14 protein-coding genes are annotated in these 20,785 nt (G+C 57.2%); 9 read left to right on the top strand and 5 right to left on the bottom strand.

Going from position 1 to position 20,785, the window contains the following annotated elements; all coding sequences use genetic code 11:
- Nucleotides 1–53 precede the first annotated feature (53 nt).
- Nucleotides 54–2,414: a M28 family peptidase gene (locus VHE34_RS24360; RefSeq protein WP_325592803.1), complete on the top strand. Its 2,361-nt coding sequence runs from the start codon at nt 54–56 to the stop codon at nt 2,412–2,414.
- A 7-nt stretch (nt 2,415–2,421) separates the two neighbouring features.
- Nucleotides 2,422–4,413, top strand: a complete 1,992-nt coding sequence (locus VHE34_RS24355) for a glycoside hydrolase family 97 protein (protein ID WP_325592801.1) — start codon at nt 2,422–2,424, stop codon at nt 4,411–4,413.
- A gap of 62 nt (nt 4,414–4,475) precedes the next feature.
- Here the strand turns inward: VHE34_RS24355 and VHE34_RS24350 are convergent, their stop codons facing one another.
- Nucleotides 4,476–5,693: a DUF1343 domain-containing protein gene (locus VHE34_RS24350; RefSeq protein WP_325592799.1), complete on the bottom strand. Its 1,218-nt coding sequence runs from the start codon at nt 5,691–5,693 to the stop codon at nt 4,476–4,478.
- A gap of 125 nt (nt 5,694–5,818) precedes the next feature.
- Here VHE34_RS24350 and VHE34_RS24345 point away from each other — a divergent pair, with 125 nt between their 5' ends.
- From VHE34_RS24345 to VHE34_RS24315, 7 genes are all read left to right on the top strand, one after another.
- The gene (locus tag VHE34_RS24345; RefSeq protein WP_325592797.1) at nt 5,819–7,366 is read left to right on the top strand and encodes a sodium:solute symporter; all 1,548 of its coding nucleotides are present in this window, start codon (nt 5,819–5,821) and stop codon (nt 7,364–7,366) included.
- Nucleotides 7,367–7,388: 22 nt separating this feature from the next.
- Nucleotides 7,389–8,201 carry an N-acetylmuramic acid 6-phosphate etherase gene (murQ, locus tag VHE34_RS24340; RefSeq protein WP_325592795.1) on the top strand — a complete coding sequence of 271 codons (813 nt, stop codon included), beginning with the start codon at nt 7,389–7,391 and terminating at the stop codon, nt 8,199–8,201.
- A 34-nt stretch (nt 8,202–8,235) separates the two neighbouring features.
- A complete protein-coding gene (locus VHE34_RS24335; protein ID WP_325592793.1) occupies nt 8,236–9,426 on the top strand; it encodes an anhydro-N-acetylmuramic acid kinase in 1,191 nt (396 codons plus the stop codon).
- Nucleotides 9,427–9,520: 94 nt separating this feature from the next.
- Nucleotides 9,521–10,267 (top strand): DeoR/GlpR family DNA-binding transcription regulator, encoded by a 747-nt coding sequence (locus tag VHE34_RS24330; protein WP_325592791.1) that lies wholly within the window; start codon nt 9,521–9,523, stop codon nt 10,265–10,267.
- Nucleotides 10,268–10,294: 27 nt separating this feature from the next.
- A complete protein-coding gene (locus VHE34_RS24325) occupies nt 10,295–13,387 on the top strand; it encodes a SusC/RagA family TonB-linked outer membrane protein (protein ID WP_325592789.1) in 3,093 nt (1,030 codons plus the stop codon).
- Between the two features lie 21 nt (nt 13,388–13,408).
- On the top strand, nt 13,409–14,710 hold the full coding sequence (locus VHE34_RS24320) for a RagB/SusD family protein (protein ID WP_325592787.1): 1,302 nt from the start codon (nt 13,409–13,411) through the stop codon (nt 14,708–14,710).
- 56 nt (nt 14,711–14,766) lie between these two features.
- A complete protein-coding gene (locus VHE34_RS24315) occupies nt 14,767–17,610 on the top strand; it encodes an FAD-binding and (Fe-S)-binding domain-containing protein (RefSeq protein WP_325592785.1) in 2,844 nt (947 codons plus the stop codon).
- Here VHE34_RS24315 and VHE34_RS24310 read toward each other — a convergent pair.
- From VHE34_RS24310 to sigJ, 4 genes are all read right to left on the bottom strand, one after another.
- The gene (locus VHE34_RS24310; protein WP_325592783.1) at nt 17,543–18,355 is read right to left on the bottom strand and encodes a lytic transglycosylase domain-containing protein; all 813 of its coding nucleotides are present in this window, start codon (nt 18,353–18,355) and stop codon (nt 17,543–17,545) included. The two genes, VHE34_RS24315 and VHE34_RS24310, sit on opposite strands and share 68 nt — an antisense overlap.
- A 315-nt stretch (nt 18,356–18,670) precedes the next feature.
- Nucleotides 18,671–19,318, bottom strand: coding sequence for an NAD(P)-dependent oxidoreductase (locus VHE34_RS24305; protein WP_325592781.1), 648 nt, complete (start codon nt 19,316–19,318; stop codon nt 18,671–18,673).
- A 3-nt stretch (nt 19,319–19,321) separates the two neighbouring features.
- Nucleotides 19,322–19,795: a DUF2269 family protein gene (locus VHE34_RS24300; RefSeq protein WP_325592779.1), complete on the bottom strand. Its 474-nt coding sequence runs from the start codon at nt 19,793–19,795 to the stop codon at nt 19,322–19,324.
- Complete coding sequence (sigJ, locus tag VHE34_RS24295; protein WP_325592777.1) at nt 19,792–20,697, bottom strand: RNA polymerase sigma factor SigJ; 906 nt, start codon at nt 20,695–20,697, stop codon at nt 19,792–19,794. The genes VHE34_RS24300 and sigJ overlap by 4 nt, the downstream gene beginning before the upstream one ends.
- Between the last annotated feature and the right edge of the window lie 88 nt (nt 20,698–20,785).

Raw genomic sequence — 20,785 nt, 5'->3', positions numbered from 1 at the left:
GAGCTGCTACCGGAAAAGGTGGTAAATTAGGGAACTGAACCCCTGCTTTACCTATGTACAAACGCCCAGCCATCATTTGCCTGCTCGCGGCCATCCTCATCGCATGGCTCGCTATCCATTTCGACACGACCCCCGCGCGAGCCGATCGCAACCCCGCCGACACCGCCTTCTCAGAACCCCGCGCCATGACCCATATGCGCGAGATCGCAAAGGCGCCGCACCCCATTGGCAGCCCGGCAAATGCCGCCGTCCGCAGCTACATCGCCAATACCTGTGCACAGCTGGGACTCGACACCTCCATCGAGTATGCGACAACGGCAACCCGCGTAAGAAGTGGCGTAGTGGCCTCCAGTGTTTATAATATCGTCGCGCGGCTGAGAGGAACGGCCGGCAGTAAGACCTTGCTCATCGCCGCACACTATGACTCCCAACCCAACGCCCTTGGCGCCGGTGACGACGGCTCCGGCTGCGCCGCCATGCTGGAAACCATCCGCGCTCTCAAGGCCGGTGCGCCGTTGAAGAATGATGTTCTCTTCCTGTTCACCGATGGCGAAGAAGAAGGCCTCCTCGGCGCCGAAGCCTTCGTCCACGATAACCCGCTGCTGAAAGAGGTGGGCATGATGCTGAATTTCGATGCCCGCGGCGGCGCCGGCCGCCCCCTCATCGCCGAGACCAACGACCATAACGGGTGGGTCATCGACGGCTACGCCCGAAGCCAAACGCACCACAATGCCTCCTCACTGAATTATGAGATATACAAATTGCTGCCCAACAGCACAGACTATACTCCCTTCAAGGCCGCCGGTATCGCCGGCCTCAACACCGGCGTCATCGACGGATTCGTACACTATCATAGCATGACGGACCAGCCCGGTAACTTTGATCCCAACTCGCTGCAGGAAGAAGGGGACGATATGCTCGCCGGCGCCCGCTATTTCGGCAACCTCGACCTCCGCGATACAAAGGCGCCCGATGAAACCTATTTTACTATCATCGGCGGCTGGTTCGTCCACTATCCCGCCGCCGCGAACATCTACTTCCTCCTTCTCACCAACCTCCTTCTCATCATCGGCCTCGTCATGGGATTCTCCGCAAAACAGATTCGTTTCCGGGGTCTGCTCGTTGGATTTCTCGCCCTCCCCCTGACCCTGCTGATCCTCTATTTTCTCAGCAGCTGGGCCCTCGGCGCCATCCGTTCCACCACGCCTCTTTACCTGGGATATTATGCCAATACCTATCATCCCTATTATTTTTATTTCGCCCTCGCGGCCCTTGGGGTCACTGTCTTCACGCTCATCTGGCGCTGGCTCCTCGGCAGGTTCAGCATGCCGTCCCTTTTGGCCGGGGCATCGATCATTCTCGTCGCAACGCTCGACGGACTCTATCTCCTCATCCCGACCGCCATTTTCTTTCTCTGCTTTCCTCTGCTGATCCTGCTCACCGGCGGTATCTTCTCCTTCTTTCGCCGCACAGGCTCGGCCTCAAACCCATCCGCCACCTCCAGCCCGGCCGCAACATCCGACACCCGATTCTCACCCTCCACCTCCACCACCCGCCGCCTCTCGACATCGCCCCTCACGGCCCTCGTCCTCGGGATCCCCGCCATTCTCTTCCTGGCGCCGATGTGCTTCCTTTTCTTTGTCGTCTTCGATCTGCAACCGCAGGCAGCCGTCGTCCCTGCCCTCACCGCCCTGCCGCTCACCTGCATCCTGCCGTTACTCTCCATCGTCCTCCGCGAGACCCGCTGGGGGCTACCGGCCGGCGCATTCACCCTCTTCCTCCTTTCGCTCTCCCTCGGGTTGGCCACCAACCGTCACACGCCCGAACAACCCGTCAAATCCAATCTCAATTACATCATTGACGCGGACAGCAGTAAGGCTCGCTGGGTCTCATTGATACCCACAGCCGATCACTGGAACAACCAATTCTTTCCGCAAGGGAAAAAAGTGGCGCCGGAAACGCTTGTCCCCGGGGGCATCTATGGCCTGCCGCAGATATTGACCAACGACGCCCCGCTCGAAACTCCTCCTCCTCCGGTCGTCACGATCCTCAAAGACAGCACCATCGGTAACCAACGCCTTCTTTCCCTCCACTTCCAGGCGCCCGGCGCCAATTCGGTCCAGATCCGCTTCGACGCCGGCATAAAGACCATCCTCGTAGCAGGCCGCGAACCCGTAAGCAACAATAGGCAGGCACAAGAGCCCTACCGCTGGCTCGAATACTTCGGCATTCCCACCGGGGGATTCGATCTCGTCCTGCAGGTAGATCCCAAAATCAAATTGAAGCTCTCCACGATCACCCGTTTCATCGGCCTGCCCCATATTCAATCGTTCACCGGTTACCCACCCGGCACGATCCCCGGCCCGGAAGGATTTAGCAATGCGACCCTTGTGATCAAAAGAATTTATATTTGACCCATATATGCAAATACTCGCCACCATGCGCACGACCCTCCTGCTGATCGCCTGCCTTTCGTCCATTCTCGCCCATTCGAATCCCATCCCCGGCACATTCGACTGCCACTCCCCCGACGGAACCGTCACCCTCCACGTAAAAGTCGGCGTCGACGTCCAATGGTCCGCCGAGCAGGACGGCCAACCCATCCTCCTCCCATCCACCATCGCCCTGCATCTCGCCGGCGGCGAAACCTTAGGACGAGATCCAAAGGTCACCGGCGTTCAGACCCTCCCCATTGACAACTCCTTCAACCCGGTCAATTATAAAGAAGCCACAATAAAAGATCAATGCACCCAGCTCACCCTTACCTGCATAGGCGACTATGCCCTGGTCTTCCGCGTGTATAATGACGCCATCGCCTATCGATTTGTCACCAAACGCAAAGGCGGGCTGATCGTAACCAACGAAGACGCCAACTTCAATTTCGCCGCCGACGACAAAGCCTTTATCCCCATCCAATTTGACTACCGCCGCGGCAAGAATTTCAACTCCTCCTTCGAAGCCCTCTATCACGAGATCACCCTCAGCCGGTTCCCCAAGGATTCCCTTGCCTTCCTGCCGCTGCTCGTCGACATCGGCCAGGGTAAAAAAGTAGTCATCACCGAAGCCGATCTCGACGACTATCCCGGCATGTACCTTCACCTCAATGAGACCCAAAAAGGTTTAAGTGGCGTTTATGCCCCATATCCCCTCGACGCCCAACTCTACAGCATCAACTATATCCCCGGTAACCGCGCCGACTACATCGCAAAGACCACCGGTACCCGCAACTTCCCCTGGCGCGTCATCGCCATAAGCCGCCAGGACAAAGAACTATTGAGCCAGAATATCATTCAAAAGTTAGCCGCCCCCTCGAAGCTGGCGGACCCCTCCTGGATCAAGCCGGGACAGGTGGCCTGGGACTGGTGGAACGACTGGAACATCACCCACGTCGATTTCAAGGCCGGCATCAATACCGCGACGTATAAATATTACATCGATTTCGCCGCCGCCAACCACCTCCAGTACATCATCATGGATGAAGGCTGGTCCAATGATCTCGATCTGTTGCAAATAAAACCCGTCATCGACCTGCAGGAGATCATCGACTATGGAAAGCAAAAAGGCATCGGCGTCATCCTCTGGGCCACCTGGTATGCCATCAACCGCCAGATGGATACCGTTTTTCCCAAATACTCGGCAATGGGTGTCAAAGGTTTTAAGATCGACTTTATCGATCGCGACGACCAGGTCGCCATCGCCTCCACCTATGCCATCGCCGAAAAGGCCGCCAAATACAAACTCCTCGTCGACTATCACGGCACCTCCAAACCCACCGGTCTGCCCCGAACCTGGCCCAATGTCATCGGCTATGAGGGTGTAAAGGGATTGGAGAACTTTAAATGGGCCGACGAAGACCAGCCCCGCTATGTCGTCAGCATTCCCTTCATCCGCATGTTGGCCGGACCTATGGACTATACACCCGGCGCCATGCGCAACGCAACAAAAGCTACTTACCGGCCGATCAATAATAATCCCATGGCAAAGGGCACCCGCTGTCAGCAGCTCGCCGAATACATCGTCTTCGACGCCCCGTTGCAGATGCTCTCCGACAATCCTACCATCTATAAAAGGGAACAGGAGTGTACCGACTTCATCGCAAGCATTCCCACCACCTTCGACGCGACCGTGCCGCTGGACGGAAGGGTAGGGGAGTGGCTCGCCCTGGCTCACCGGAAAGGGAAGGATTGGTTCGTCGCCGCCATGACCGACTGGACGCCGCGCGAGGTCACCCTCGACTTCGGCTTCCTGCCCGAAGGCGCCTACGAAGCCGAGGTCTTCAAGGACGGCGTCAACGCCGACCGCGACGCCACCGATTATAAAAAAGAGATCGTCCGCATAAAACGCGGCGACAAGCTCAACATCCACCTCGCACCCGGCGGCGGATGGGCAGCGCATCTCAAACCCGTCAACTAAGAGTCAGCAATCAGGACTTAATACTAAGCACTCCTGATCCCAACAAAGTCAATTGCGATCTGCTAAGGATACAAAAGAAAGGACCTTACCCGCTCTGCCCAATCCCCCGTATCCGTATACTTCCTTATGGCCGCCAACTCATCCATCGCCCCGGATTCAAAAAGAGCCTCCGCCCCACGCACCCCTAACAACAGATCGAGATGCCCCACACCCCGCGGATTGACATGCGTAGGGTAGGGCGCCCATTCAAACAGACCCGGATGCAGATCCCGGATCACCGCCAACAACAAACAACCCGTCTCCACCGGCCGAAACTCAACCATAGAAAGCACATGCAGCATAACCCCTGGACACCACCGCCCCCCATATTTCCCCCCCCCCGGCTCAAACTCCACCGCCCGGGCAACAACGCCGCAAGCCCGCCCCGCAGAAGCGCCACTCGCAACAACGCCGCAAGCCCGGCGATTAAATTCTTCCACCACCTCCTTAGCCCGCATCCACGGCGCCCCCACCACCCTGAACGGCGTCGCCGTTCCCCGCCCCTCACTCAAATTCGTCGCCTCGAAAAGACAAAGCCCCGGATACAACAAAGCCGACTCAAACGAAGGGATCGCCGGCGACAACGGCACAAACGAGCGCTCCGCAGGAAAGAACGCTCTCCGGTCCCAGCCCGAACAAGCCACCACCTCCAGGTCACAGCCAATGCCCCGCGAAGTATTGAAAAACCCCGCAAGTTCCCCCAACGTACAACTATGCCTCACCGGCAGGGCCCAGCGACCAATGAAGCTCGCACAAGAACCCTCATCCAACATCGGCCCTTCGGCCAGTTCCAACCGCCCGGACAAAGGATTCGGCCGGTCCGCAATAACCAATGGCCGGCCAAACCCCGCGCAAGCCTCCAGCACATGCGTCATCGTCCATAAATAGGTATAAAACCGGCTCCCTATATCCGGGATATCAAAAAGGACAAGATCCACATCCGACAGATCATCCCAACTTGGCGCCAAACGGTCTCCGTAAAGCGAAATCACAGGCAACCCCGTCAAACCATCCACCGTATCCCTCATCAAATGCCCGTCAGGGCCCATCGCCGAAAGGCCATGCTCCGGCGAAAACAATTTCACCAACCGGAATCCTGCCTCCAGCAATGCTAGTCTCGAAGGCCTAAACCCCGAAGTAACAGCCGCCTGGTTGGTGACCAAAGCAATCCTCGACGAACACCAGGCCGGTGGCGAAGCAAGCAACAAATCGACACCCAAAAGCGACTTAGAACAGTCCATTAATAAATGTTTTGCAGGTTTTTGCGTTATTTAATGCCTAAGTTATGCATGATTTATCTATATTTATGCGTGTTTATGCGTTTTTTGTAAGACTGCTGGCGATGCCGGCGACAACTGACTGACTCATGGGAATATCACCGCTCCTGCTTTTCGGCATCGTGCTGCTCTATTTTCTGCTCCTGCTGGCCGTTTCCTGGTACACCGGCAGGAACGCCGGCAATGACTCGTTCTTCATCGGCGACCGCAACAGCAACTGGATGCTGGTAGCCTTTGGGACCCTCGGCACCTCCCTCAGCGGCGTCACCTTCGTCAGCGTCCCCGGAGGCGTCGGCGCTTCTGCCTTCAATTATTTCCAGATAATCCTCGGGCAGTTCCTGGGCTACATCGTCATCGCCTACGTATTGCTGCCCCTCTACTACCGGCTCCAACTCACGTCCATTTACACCTGGCTCCTCACCCGCCTCGGAAACACTTCCTATAAGACGGGCGCCTCCTTCTTTATTCTCTCCAGGACCCTGGGCGGAACGGCCCGCCTCTACCTGGTCATCGCCATTTTGCAGGACGCTATCCTCCAGGACCTCCACATCCCCTTCTGGCTCACCACCGGGGTCATCCTCGCCATGATCCTTCTCTACACCTTCAAAGGAGGCGTGAAGACCATCGTCTGGACCGACACCCTGCAAACCACCTGTATGCTGGCAGGTCTCGTCTTCTGCGTGGCCTATATTCTCAAAGCCCTGCACTGGCAGCCGGCCGGTGCCTGGACAGCCCTGGCCCACCGCGGCATGACCGCCATCTTCGTCACCGACGTCGACAGCAAATCCTTTTTTCTCAAACAGATCCTGGCGGGAGCCGGCATCAGCATAACGATGACCGGCATGGACCAGGAAATGATGCAAAAAAGCATCTCCGTACCCAGGCTGAAAGATTCCCAACGCAATGTCCTCAGCATGGCCACTATCATGCTCGGCGTAACCCTCCTGTTCCTCTTCCTCGGCGGATTGCTCTCCCTCTATGCGGAACAGACCGGGATCACCGCTACCGGTGACAAACTCTTTCCCTATATCGCGATGCACCGCATGCCGCCCCTGCTCTCGGTCATCTTCGTCATCGCCCTCATCTCCGCCCTGTTCCCAAGCGCCGATGGCGCGATCACTTCGCTCACTTCCTCATTTTGCATCGATATCCTCGACATGCAACGCCGCAAGGATCGCACCGCCGCAGAAAGCCAACGGACAAGACAGGTGGTCCATCTGGCCTTCGCCGCCATCTTCCTGTTGTTCGTAATGGTCTACCGGTGGATCGGCAGCGACAGCATGATCACCGTCATATTACGTGTTGCCGGCTATACCTATGGACCGCTTCTCGGCCTTTTTTCCTTTGGGCTACTGACGCGCCGCCGGCCAAACGATCGCTGGGTGCCCGTCATCGCAGTGGCATCCCCCCTGATCTGCCTCGCACTGGATACCTGCCAAAAACAACTCTTCGGCTCCTTCGGCATCGGCCTTGAACTGCTGTTGCTCAACGGAGGCCTCACGTTCCTCGGACTCTGGCTCGCATCTACGCCAGGACAACCGCAAATACAGGCCGCCGGACAACCGCATCCGCAAAGCCCGCAACCGCAAACCCAGGCGCAAATCCAACCGCAAACACAGTCCTTATCCCAACAATAATAAATATAAACCGATTCGGAATATGCTGACAACAGAAATGACCTCTCACTACGACAACCTGGAGAAAATGACTGTCCTCCAACTCCTCCAATCCATCAACAATGAAGACCTGGCCGTACCAAAGGCGGTCTCCCGCTGCCTTCCCCAACTCGAACCCCTCGTGACCGCCATCGTCAAAAGAATGAAGAAAGGCGGCCGCCTCTTTTATATTGGCGCAGGCACCAGCGGCCGGCTGGGAGTCCTCGATGCCTCGGAATGCCCGCCCACCTTCGGCGTCCCCGAAGATTGGGTCATCGGACTCATCGCCGGCGGCGACGGCGCCATCCGCAAAGCCGTGGAATTCGCCGAAGACGACGCAAACCAGGCCATCCTCGATCTCGAAGAATATGTCCTCGGAAAAGAAGACACCATCATCGGCGTCGCCGCATCGGGCACCACCCCTTATGTCATCGGCGGCGTAAAGGCCGCCCGAAACAAAGGCCTGCTCACAGGCTGCATCACCTGCAACGAAGGCACCCCCCTCGCCGCAGCCGTCGAATACCCCGTCGAAGTCGTCGTCGGCCCGGAATTCCTCACCGGCAGCACCCGCATGAAGGCCGGCACCGCCCAAAAGCTGGTGCTCAACATGCTCTCCACCTCGGTCATGGTCCAGTTGGGCCGTGTAAAAGGCAATAAGATGGTGGATATGAAACTCAGCAACAGCAAACTCATCGCCCGCGGCGCCGGCATCGTCATGAAAGAGCTCGATATCGATCCTCAGGCTGCCCAGCAATTGATAAACAAAACGCAAAGCGTTCGCGCCGCCATCGAAGCCGGCCGGGGAAGCCGCCTATAAAGCCAGTATCCATAAATGCACCAAAAAGAAATCTATGAGCCGAACCGCGATCGCCAAGCTAGCCGCCATCTCCACCCAACCCACCCGTCGCATCATCGGTCTGATGTCAGGCACGTCCCTCGACGGCCTCGACATCGCCTGCTGTGACATCACCGGCAGCGGCGCCGCAACCCGGGTCAAGCTGATAAATTTCACAACCATCCCATATCCCGATGATGTAAAAGCCGGGATCCGCAAAGTCTTCGCCCAACGTATCGGCGACATTCAGCGTCTCTGCCTGCTCAACCCATGGCTCGCTAAAATCCACGCCCATTACATTCTCGACGCGTTAAACACCTGGAACCTCACCCCCGCCGATATCCATCTCATCGCGTCCCACGGCCAGACCATCTTCCACGCCCCACGTTCGCTCCATAACATCGAAGACGCTCCCAACGCTACCCTCCAGATCGGTGACGGCGACCATCTCGCCGTCACCACCGGCATCATCACCCTCAGCGACTTCCGCCAAAAGCACATCGCCGCCGGCGGCGAAGGCGCACCCCTGGCGCTCTACGGCGACTATCTCATCTTCTCCAAAAAAGACAAGCCGCGCCTCATGCTCAACATGGGCGGCATCGCCAACTTCACCTTCCTGCCGGGTACCAACAACCCACACGACGTCTACGTGACCGATACGGGACCCGGCAATACGCTCATCGATGCGGCCGCCCGCCACTATTTTCAAAAGGAATACGACAAGGACGCGGAATTCGCAAAACAAGGCACCGTCAGCCCGCCGTTATTAAGAGCCCTGAAGTCGGACGAGTTCTTCAGCGCACCCTTCCCAAAGACCACCGGTCCCGAACTCTTCAGTCTCGACTATGTCGAACGCGCGCAAAAAGCCAGCGACACGACCGGCCTTTCCCCCGTCGACCTCGTCGCCACCCTCACCCGTTTCAGCGCCGAAACCATCACAGACGCTATCCGCTCCGTCTGGCCCAATCCCAACGGAAAGATATATATGAGCGGCGGCGGCGCCCACAACCCCCTCCTCACTGACTGGATAAAAGAAGGACTCAACTCAGTCCCTCTTTTTCACACCGAAGAACTCGGCATCCCCGGCGACGCCAAAGAAGCCGTCCTCTTCGCCATCCTCGCAAACGAAACCGTCGCCGGCGAACCAGTCGACTTCGGTCGCCCAGGCATGCCCGCCATCACCATGGGGAAGATATCATTTCCCTAAAAACGCAAAAAAACGCAGAATTTTTGCGTGTTTAGATTTGTTTGTGCGTTTTTATGCTTAAGTTTGATAAAGCTAAAATCACCTAAACTAACGCATGCTAAAAGAAGAGCGTCAAGCCTACATCCTCCACCAGGTAAACCTCCATAACAAGGTGCTCTCCTCCCACCTTAGCGAACAAATGCAGGTATCCGAAGACACCATCAGAAGAGACCTGCACGAACTCGCCCAGGACGGGAAAGTCACCAAAGTCTATGGCGGCGCCATATCCAACTCCTTCCACGTCGGCATCACGTCCAAAGACGTCTACTCCGTGGAAGAAAAAAAGGCCATCGCCCTGAAAGCCATCCAACTCGTCCAGGACGGAATGTTCGTATTCACCACCGGCGGCACAACCATTATCGAACTGGCGAAACTCTTACCAAAGGAACTCCAGGCGACCTTCATCACCCCAAGCCTGCCTGCGGCACTCGAATATTCCAACCACCCAAACCTCGAAGTCGTCATCGTAGGCGATCGTATTTCAAAGAATTCGAAGCTCTCCATCGGCGGCGAAGCCGTAAAGAAGATCCAGTCCATCCAGGCCGACATCTGCTTCCTCGGCGTCAACGCCATCGATATCGCCAAAGGGCTCACCGATAACGACTTTGGGGTCGTGGAGATCAAACGCACCATGATCGACCATTCCAAAAAAGTGATAGCCTTATCCATATCTGAAAAGATAAATACCTCCGAACAGCTAAAAGTCTGCGCGGTGGATGAGATCGACATGTTGATCACCGAACTCCCACCCGACGCCGAGATCCTCCAGCCCTATGTTAAAAAAGGGATAAAGGTTATGTAATCATTCACGCATCCAAAACATCGACTTATGACGAAAATTCAGCTCTTTCTAAGCTGCCTGCTGCTCCTTTGCCTCGGTTCGCTCTCCGCCGGCGCCCAGACAAAGGTCACCGGTACCGTTACCGACGCCACAGGCAAACCGGCGCAAGCCATCACCGTACAGATCAAAGGCACCACCACCGGCGCCTCCACCAACAACGATGGCGTATACACGATCAACCGAAACATCACCCCCGGCAATCACACTCTCGTATTCTCCGGGGTAGGGTATAAGACCCTCGAAAAACCGGTCGTCATCGGCACCGCCGACACCTACACCTTCGATGTCCAGCTCGAATCCGTAGCCCGCAGCCTCGACGAGGTCATCGTCACCGGCACCAGCGCCGGTACGACCCGCCGCCAACTCGGTAGCTACATCAGCAGCGTAAAGGCCGATGAGCTCTCCAAAGCCTCCACCGGCAACGTCCTCGCTGCCCTGCAAGGCAAAACCGCCGGCGCCCAGATCTCCCAAAACTCCGGCGACCCCGCCGGCGGGATCTCGGTCAAGCTCCGGGGCATCAGCACCATCAATGGCTCCACCGACCCGCTCTATATCATCGACGGGGTCATCGTCGACAACTCCACCACCCGCGTGACAAACACCGACGCAACCTATGCCGGCGGTAACTTCGTCGGCTCCGTCGGCCAAAACCGGCTGGTTGACATCAACCCCGACGACATCGAACGCATCGAAGTGCTCAACGGTGCCGCCGCAGCCGCCATCTACGGCTCCCGCGCCAACGCCGGCGTCGTCCAGATATTCACAAAACGCGGCAGCTCCGGCGCCCCCCAGGTCAACTTCACCACTTCTTTCAACGCAAACACCCTGCGCAAAAAACTAGCGGTCAACGAAGCAAACGTGAAGTTCGGCGGCGATCCCGCTGTCCAGACGCAGACGATCCTTACCCCTTCTATCACCAACACCACTCCGGTCAAGCGCTACAACTACCAGGATTACATCTTCAACACCGCCTACGGCACGGACAACACCATCTCCGTCAGCGGCGGAAAGGATAAGACAAAATACTACACCTCGGCGTCCTATTTATACAACGGCGGCATCGTAAAGAACACCAACTTCGGCCGCTACAGCTTCCGCCTCAACCTCGACCAGGTACTGACAGACTGGGCCAGCTTCAATGTCACGATGAACTACATCTATGACAAGACGAACGAAAAGCCCGACGGCAACAGCTTCTTCTCGCCCACCAACTCCGTCACCATCATCGGCAACTACTACGACATCTGGAAGCGCGATGCGAACGGTAACCTCCTGGCCGTCGGCGAACGCGGTCGCGTCAACCCGGTATCCGTTCTGGAGGATTTCCGGCAACAACAACAAACCAACCGCATCATCAGCGGCGCCGGCATCAAACTGACCCCCATCAAAAACCTCACAGTGGACTACCACATGGGCATCGATAACTACAACCAGGACGGGACCACCTTTATCCCGCCCTATGCCTACAACGTCAGCAGCGCCTTCTTCGGCGGCGGCGCCAGCCTCGACCCGACCCAGAACGGCTATGCCAGCACCGGCACCAACACCAGCTTCCTAATCAACCACGACGTGAACGCCACTTACAACTGGCGCATCACCGACGATCTCTCCTCCGTCACCCAGGTCGGCTATTCGGAGCAATACCAGAAGTCGCACTTCTCCCTGCAGCAGGGCCGCGGCCTTCCGCCCTATGTACAGGTCGTCAGCGGAGCCAGCACGGCCATCCCCGGTTCCGACGCACGCACCGAACTCTCCATCTACGGAGAATTCATCCAGCAGAACTTCAAATACAAGAACCAACTCTTTGTCACCGGCGCCCTCCGCAACGACGGATCTTCCGTCTTTGGACCGGGCCACCGGAATCAAACCTACACCAAACTCAGCGGCAGCTATGTCCTTTCCGGCGCCGACTACTGGGGCAAACTGGGCGTCGATAAATGGTGGGACCTCTTCAAGCTCCGCGCCGCCTATGGGGAATCGGGCAACCTTACAGGCATCCCCCCATACGCTCGCTATAACACCTATATCGCCGCTCCCTTCGTAGGTAGCTCCTCCTTCCAGGGTCAATCTACCTACACCAACCCCAACGTTCAGCCCGAACGGCAAAAAGAACTGGAAGTCGGTACCGATCTCTCCTTCCTGCACAACAAGATTGGCCTGAGCTTCAACTACTATCACAAGACGGTGGATCACCTGCTCATCAATCGCCTGATCGCTCCGACAAACGGCTACACCAGCCTGACCGACAACATCGGCTCGCTGCAGAATAACGGCTATGAGATCGTCCTCAACCTCGAACCGGTAAAGACAAAGGATTTCACCTGGGATATCACGGGGATCTATAACCACAATGAGAACAAGGCACTGAATATCGGCCAGTCGCTGCTGCTGTTCAGCACGACGTCCGGCGCTCCCGTCACTATCATTGGTGGTCAACCGATCGGCATCTTCTACGGCAGCTTCTTCGCCACCAACCCGAACGGCTCGGTCCTTAAAAACGCAGCCGGCATCCCCGTCACGGAAGCCGGTACGCAGAACAGCCCGCTGAGCTATACGCCGCAACGCAACCAGGCCACCGGCCTGCCGACCGGAACCGTCCTCCAGAAAGTCATCGGCAATCCCAATCCGAAATACACCGCCACCGTCACCACGGACTTGACGTACAAACGACTGGGCCTCCACGCTCAACTCGATGCCGTCCACGGGGTCAACGTCTTCAACGCCGACTTCCGGACCCGCCAGGGCGTGGACAATGGAACGGTCGCCCAACAGGAAGATCTTGGTCAGCTTCCCCGCGGCTATATCGCCGGTCTCTATAACATCCAGCAATGGAGGATCGACAACGGCGATTATGTCAAACTCCGGGAAGTCTCCCTCAGCTATGACTTCGGCGCCGTAATCAAAGGCATCAAAAACCTCAGCTTCGCACTCGGCGGCCGCAACCTCATCTCCTGGGATCACTACAAGGGCTACGACCCCGAGATCAACTCCGCCGGTCAAAGCACCCTGCTGAGAGGCATCGATTTTGGCGCCGTGCCAATCCCCCGCACCTTCACCGCCACCATCCGCGCCAAATTTTAAAAACCATCAAACACCGAAAACATGAACAAGCGAATGTTAAAATATATCGGCATCGGGCTGCTGGTCTTCGCCACATCCTGTAAAAAGAACTATACCGACCCCTCGGGCCCCTCTTCGTCCCAGGCCCTCAGCACTCCCAACGCCCTCACAGACGTCGCCGTTGGTCTCCAAAACTGGTATACCGCCGGCCGGGGCGGCCTGGTATACAACACGATCACTGCCGACGGCCTGCTCACCAACCAGCTCTATTGCGTCAACGCGGGTAACACCGACGAGGCCCAGCTGGGCAACGGCGGCGCCGCCGTTCTCAATACAAACGGCATGGTGACCGGCATCTGGAGCGTCTCCAATAAGATCATCTACGACGCCAACCGCGTCCTCGGCCAGGTATCCAAGGTCGTGGCAGATAAGAACTATGCCAGCGGACTCATCGCCTACACTTCCATCTGGAAGGCAATGGCGATCGCCGACATGGCCACCTTCTTCGACCACGTACCCGCCGGCGTCGGAAGCCCTACCAGCGATTCCAGCGTCAGTTTCGAAACTTCCGCCCAGGGTTACCAGGACGCGCTGAAGGTCATCAACGACGCCCTGGCGGCGATCGCTGCAAACCCCGTCAGCCCTACCTTCCTTGCCAATACCCCCAACACGGTCGACCTCACCAACACCCTCTATGCCCTCAAGGCGAGGTATTCCCTGTTCGTTGGTAACTCCGCGGACGCTCTCACCGCGGCGCAAGCCGTGAACCGATCGGCAAAATCCGTCTTCGGCTACAACAGCGTCGTGACCAATCCGATCTTCACCCTCGCGACCTCGACCAACAATATCTTCCAGCCCGTCGACTCGACCATGGGTCTCCCCGTCGGTCTTCAACCCGATGCGGGCGACAAGCGCGAACCGTTCTATATCGCCATCGGCGCCAACCCGCGCTACCGCCTCAACGGTTTCTTCAACACGACAACGGCTCCCATCCCCGTTTATCTGCCAGGCGAGATGATGCTCACCATGGCCGAATCCTACGCCCGCCAGGGCGACCTGGTCAATGGCGCCAACTGGCTGGACAGCGTCGTACTCAAAACGCCCGCAAAAGATCCCTTCGGTGTCGGCGCAGGTCTCAGCACCCCCGTCACCTACGCCGATCAGAACGATCTCCTCAATCAAATCTATAAACATCGGGCGATCGAGCTCTACATGAGCGGCCTTCGCCTCGCCGACGAACGTCGCTTCGGCCGGCCCGTCGCCGAACGCAAACGCACCTGGCTGCCCTATCCGTTCGTCGAACGCAACGGAAACAGCAACACCCCGCCCGATCCGACCTTCTAAACAATCACACGGGCCGGCCGCAAGGCTGGCCCGTTCTTTTTATCTTTGCTCCCAATATGTCGTTGATCTCCGATCTCACCACCCTCCTCCCGGCTCCCCGCCTGAAAACCCGGCCGATCGATTGCCATGCCTGGTCCGTCGACGCAGGCTTCTATACCCTCATCCCCAAAGCAGTCGTATTCCCCGAGAACGAGAATGAAGTACGCGCCCTCTTCCAGTTGGCCAACAAGCACAACACCTCCATTACCTTCCGCACGGCGGGCACCAGCCTCTCCGGCCAGTCCGTCACCGACGGCCTCATGGCCGATCTCAGCCGTCACTGGAAACAAGCCTCGATTCACGACGATGGCCGCTCGATCCGCGTAGAACCCGGACTCACAGGCCAGGCCGTCAACCGGCTGCTTCAACCCCATCGCCGCAAGATCGGCCCCGACCCCGCGTCCATCAACTCCGCCATGATGGGCGGCATCCTCTCCAACAATTCCAGCGGGATGTGCTGCGGCGTCAAACACAATTCCTACCATACCCTTCAAAGCATTCGCTTCATCCTGCCCGATGGCAAGGGCTACGACACCGCCAACCCGGAACACTACACGCTGTTCGAAAAAGAGTCCACATCCCTGGCAACGGGCATCCGGGAATTACGTCAACGCCTGATCGCCAACGCAGGCCTCACTGCCGAGATCCGGCGAAAATACAAGCTCAAGAACACCGTCGGATACAGTCTCAACGCCTTCCTCGATTACGAACATCCACTCGATATCCTCGCCCATCTCCTCATCGGCGCGGAAGGCACCCTGGCCTTTATCGCCTCGGCGACGCTGAATACGATCCCCGACAAACCGTATAAGATCACCGGCCTCCTCTTCTTCGCCACTCCCCGGGCCGCCTGCGACGCCATCCCCGCCCTCACAGCCAGCGGCGCCGAAGCATTGGAGTTTATGGATCGGGCCGCTCTTCGCTCCATCGAACAGTTGCCGGGCGCACCTCCCTTTCTCCAAACCCTGACCGAAGACGTATCGTGTATCCTCTGTGAGTACCAGGCCGAGGATGCACACGCCCTCGACCAGGTCTTCGACAACGCAAAAGCAAGCCTCACCGCTCTCCCTCTCATTCATCCCGCCGAATTCACAAAAGATGCCCATCAACAGGCCATCTACTGGAAACTTCGCAAAGGCATGTATCCTTCCGTGGCCGCCGTAAGGGCAAAAGGCACCTCGGTAATGTTGGAAGACGTCGCCGTCCCGGTGGAAAAATTGGGCGATGCCATCGTCGATCTTCAACATCTCTTCGCCCGCCACGGCTACACCAACGCCCTCGTCTTCGGCCACGCCCGCGAAGGCAACCTGCACTTCCTGGTCTCTCAGTCCATCGCAACCGCCGAAGACATCCGCCTCTTCCGGCAATTCAACGACGATCTCGCCGATCTCATCATTCAAAAATATAGAGGCTCCTTAAAAGCCGAACACGGCACGGGCCGCCAGATCGCCCCCTATGTTCGCGACGAATGGGGCGAGGAAGCGTACGCGATCATGCAGGAGCTCAAAAAGCTCGTGGATCCGCAGGATATCCTCAACCCCGGCGTCATCCTCAACGCGGATAAGGAATGTCATCTGAAGAATTTGAAATCCCTCCCCGTCGTCGAATCGGAAGTGGATAAATGTGTGGAATGCGGCTATTGCGAACACCGCTGCCCCAGCCGGGAATTCACCCTTACCCCCCGCCAGCGGATCGTCCTCCGCCGGTCCCTCGCCCGGCTCAAGGCCGCCGGCGACACTGCCGCCTATAAGAGTATCCTAAAGGATTATCAACACGATGGCCTCGATACCTGCGCCGTAGACGGGTTATGCTCGCTGGAATGCCCCGTGACCATCAACACCGGAGACCTCGTAAAAAGGCTCAGAAAAGAGAACCACTCATCCACCGCCCGCCGCCTCTCCATGATCATCGCCCGTCATTTCGGCACAGTCGAATCCATTGTGCGTACCGGTCTTCGCATGGGCAACGCCATAAACAAGCTATTCGGCGCAAAGTCCATGACCAAAATCACAAAGTTCATGCGCAGGGCACTCCCCGCCTTCCCGCTCTGGCCATCCCAACCCATCGCACCCGCTGACATCCCCGTAGCCAAACCCAATCCACCCGACGCGATATATTTCCCCTGCTGCATGAATAGGTTGATGGGGGCTGACTCAACCGGCGGGGGCGCTGCAGGCGACGCACTTCACAGCGTCGCCCAAAAAGCCGGCATCACCCTGGACACGCCAAAAAGCATCCGCACCCAATGCTGCGGCCAGGCCTTCGGCTCCAAAGGATTCCCCAACGCACAAGCGCTGGCCGCAAACCAGCTCGTCGAATCCCTCTGGACGGAAACCCAACAAGGCAAGCTCCCCGTGGTCCTGGATATCAGCAGTTGCACCCAGTCCCTTCGCAGCCCGGCATCCTCGCTTACCGACGACAACCGCAAGCACATGGATAAAATGACGATCCTCGACGGCCCCGAATTCGCCTTGCAGGAACTCATCCCCCGGCTTCAATTGACCGCCAAAAAGGACAAGATCATCCTCCATCCCGTCTGTTCCGTCTACAAAATGGGTTCGCTGGAAAAATTAAAACAACTCGGCGCGCATTGCGCCACACAAGTGGAGATACCCGCCTCAGCGGGCTGTTGCGGCATGGCCGGCGACCGCGGCTTCTACTATCCCGGCCTGATCGCCACCGCCACAAAGGATGAAAGCCGCGAAGTAAAAGCCCGGAACATTCCCGATTGCTACTCGACATCCCGCCCCTGCGAGCTGGCCCTGTCCGAAGCCACCGGGAGATCCTATCGCTCTATTTTTCACCTAATTGATGACGTGACACCTCGAGCGAGCTCGCAGACTCCCTCATCAGCCGGCTGAACTTTTCGTCGTCCGTCTCCGTCTCCGGCGCCGTCGGCGCCGGTTTGTCTTCATCCTGTTTTTCAAAATACATCGCCGTGGCGATGAATTTCTTCACATGCATCCGCGACTCCGCAGGGAGATATTTCTGCAATATCCAGAAGTTGCGGCTATGCGCCTTATGCATTGCCCGGATCACCGGTACAGGTCCGCCGTTATAAGCAGCCAGCACCAGCAGCCAATCCTTGAATTCATGATGGAGATCGCGCAGATACGCAGCCGCGGCCCGGGTACTCTTCACAAGGTCCTTCCGCTCGTCGGTCTGACGGTTTACCTTCAGGCCCAACTCATGCGCCGTACCCCGCATCAACTGCCAGGTGCCCTTGGCGCCCACCCGTGAAACGGCCGTTGTCTTCAGCTCCGACTCGATCACCGCAAGATATTTCAGCTCCAGCGGAAGATGATAACGCAGCAGGACGGAATCGATCACCGAAAAAGGTTCCTCGCTCCGTTCACGGACATCCGTCAGGCAATCATCATTGTGCCGGATATAGCTATTGACGAATTTCAGCCCCTTCTTATCCGGAGGGGTAAAGGCCATTTTTTGAGAATGGGAAAAACCGGTGCTGTAATGCACGGTCTTTGATGACTCCGGCGAATCGCCACCTCTCGACGAGTCTTTCGACTCCGATCGGGAGTTCCGTTCAGGGTTTGCCGCCGTAGGGGTCGCTACGACCAGGGCAATAGGGTAAAAACATACAGACATTGGCCACTTAAACATCGTTTTAGTTTTTGGGTAAAACAATGCCGGCCCCAGGAATGGATCAGGGAAACATCCGACCACTCGGCCTTAGCCTCGTGTTCAGCGGGTCAACCATAGAATATTGGCAAGATTACTAGTTCTCCGTGGGTACGGTACGATTAGGGTTTTTCATTACGGAGAACTGCAATAGACAACGCAAATATAACCATCAAAACCCGCATATGCCAGCGATTCCTACTAGGAGAAATACGATGTCAAACTGGCGCAACCTTAGTCCACTCACTCCCAGTTTGTTGCAAAAGGTGCTCTGCCAACTATTCAATACGCCACTTCCACAACTCCTTGATAAGTTCCCCGATCCCTGGCATGATGCACGACCAAATGCGCCACATCCGCCCTCGATATACTCAAACAATTGCGCAAAAAACTATTCACCGCAAACCGGTACCGCCCCGTCATCGGCTTATTTGTCAACCTCGGCGGCCTCACGATGGTCCAATCGACGCCACTCTCTTTTACCCGGCTTTCCATCACCCGCAAGTCCGCATACATATGTTTCAGCAGTTTCTGCACCACATTCCTCGCAACCCATCGCACCAACGCCGGTAACACCGGGCTGATCTCGATCGCCGAAGCCGAGATAAAAAAGGCCCGCCGCGCCCCACGCCGCTGCATTGCCCCCAACAGGTGCCACGCTCCCTCCGAATACAGCGTGGTCTCCTCATCGCGGAAAAATCCCGCGGTGATCCCAATCGCCGACATAGCCACCGTCTCGGGTGATAGACACGATTCGTAGGTAGCCGGCTGCAGGATATCCCCCTTTACGACCGTCAGCTGCGGGAGCGTCAGGGGCAATTTCTCCGGGTGCCGCAACACCGCGATCACCCGCCAGCCTTCCGCCAATGCCGCCTCCACCACCTGCCGGCCGATACCGCCGGCGGCGCCAAGCACAAGTATCTCATCCATAGATCAGAATTTAAAAACGCTGAGGATAAAAATGGTCAGGAACAAAAGCAGCTGCAACCCATGGAACAGGTTCATCCGTTGTGTCACCGCAAGGATCGCGGGATTGTTGCGATCGTCATTGGCTTGCAGCAGGCTCTTCAGCCGCCGGTTGCTGCGATTCAGGAGGACGGCCCCGATAAGCGCCACCAGCACAACGAGTACCAGTTTGATCTGGAACCATATCGCCGCACCGACGGCGCCCTTGAAAATGCTGAGCATCGCGACCCCCGAAAGCACCAGCAACGCGCTGCCGATGCCGATCAGTCGCGATAACGCCGCCATGCTGTCCATCATCCCAACGGCCCGCAGCTTGTCCGTGATCAGGTAAGGGCGCATCCGCCGCCTGATGACATAATCCGCAAGAACAGTGCCCGCCAGCATGGTAAAACCGGTGATGTGCAGGACGAGGTCGATGGAAAGGAAAGTCTGGGTGTTCATAATCCTGTCTTTAGGTGTTTTAATTTATCTGGATTTGTCTGTACATAAATATTGCGGATCTGCCGGTCATCCATCTCCAGCGCCACCAGGCTCCTGGGTTCGTTCCCCGAATAGATCAGCAGGGCCGGCATCCCGTTCACCAGCGTCGTGACCTGGCGGAAATCCGGGATAGACTCCTGGAATTTAGGGACGAGATGCAGGAGGATACGGACGATATTGTCGCGGCCTTCGATGGGCTTAGGGAAGGCCGTGATCCGCTGCTGCTGCAACGCGAACACCGCTCCGCCGCCATCGGCGAACAAATGGATATCCTCCTTTAATAGTTGGATCAACCCCTCCATGCTCCCGGCCGAAACGGCCTGCAGGAATTTGTGGAGGATGCGTTCGTGTACCTTCATGTCTACCTGGAACCGGCGGGTGTCCTTACCCAGGTGCTCCTTTGCCCGTTTGAATATCTGCCGGCAATGCGCCGTAGTCTTGTCGAATATTTCCGCCAGCTCGTCATAGTCATAGGAGAAGATCTCCTTCAACAGGAAGATGGCGCGTTCCTGCGGGCTCAATTTCTCCAACAATACCAGCAGCCCGATCGAAAGGGCATGGTAGCTCTCGATCCGCGCCACCGATGGCGATGCGCCCCCGTCCTCAAGCGGCTCCGGCAGCCAGATACCGACATATTTCTCCCGCCTCGCCCGGGCGCTGCTCAGCTGGTTGATGCTGGCGTTCGTCGCCATGCGTACGAGGAAAGCCTTACGGTTGCGTACGGATTCCGCCCCCGCCTCTATCCATTTCAAAAAGACGTCCTGCACGATGTCCTCGGCAGCGTCGATATTCCCCAGCATATTATAGGCGATCGAGAACAAAAGGCCCTTATACTCACGGAATAATTGGGTATTATGATCCATATACTTGATTAAGACAAAATAGCCTTTAAGAATGTGACGGTACTCAAATGATAATATTTAGATAAAGTGCTTTTCGCCCAAATTTTGC

The sequence above is a fragment of the Puia sp. genome, assembly GCF_035546395.1.
Classification (GTDB): Bacteria; Bacteroidota; Bacteroidia; order Chitinophagales; family Chitinophagaceae; genus Puia.
Note: the sequence above shows the minus strand (reverse complement) of the source record. Positions and strands in the feature narration are given on the sequence as shown.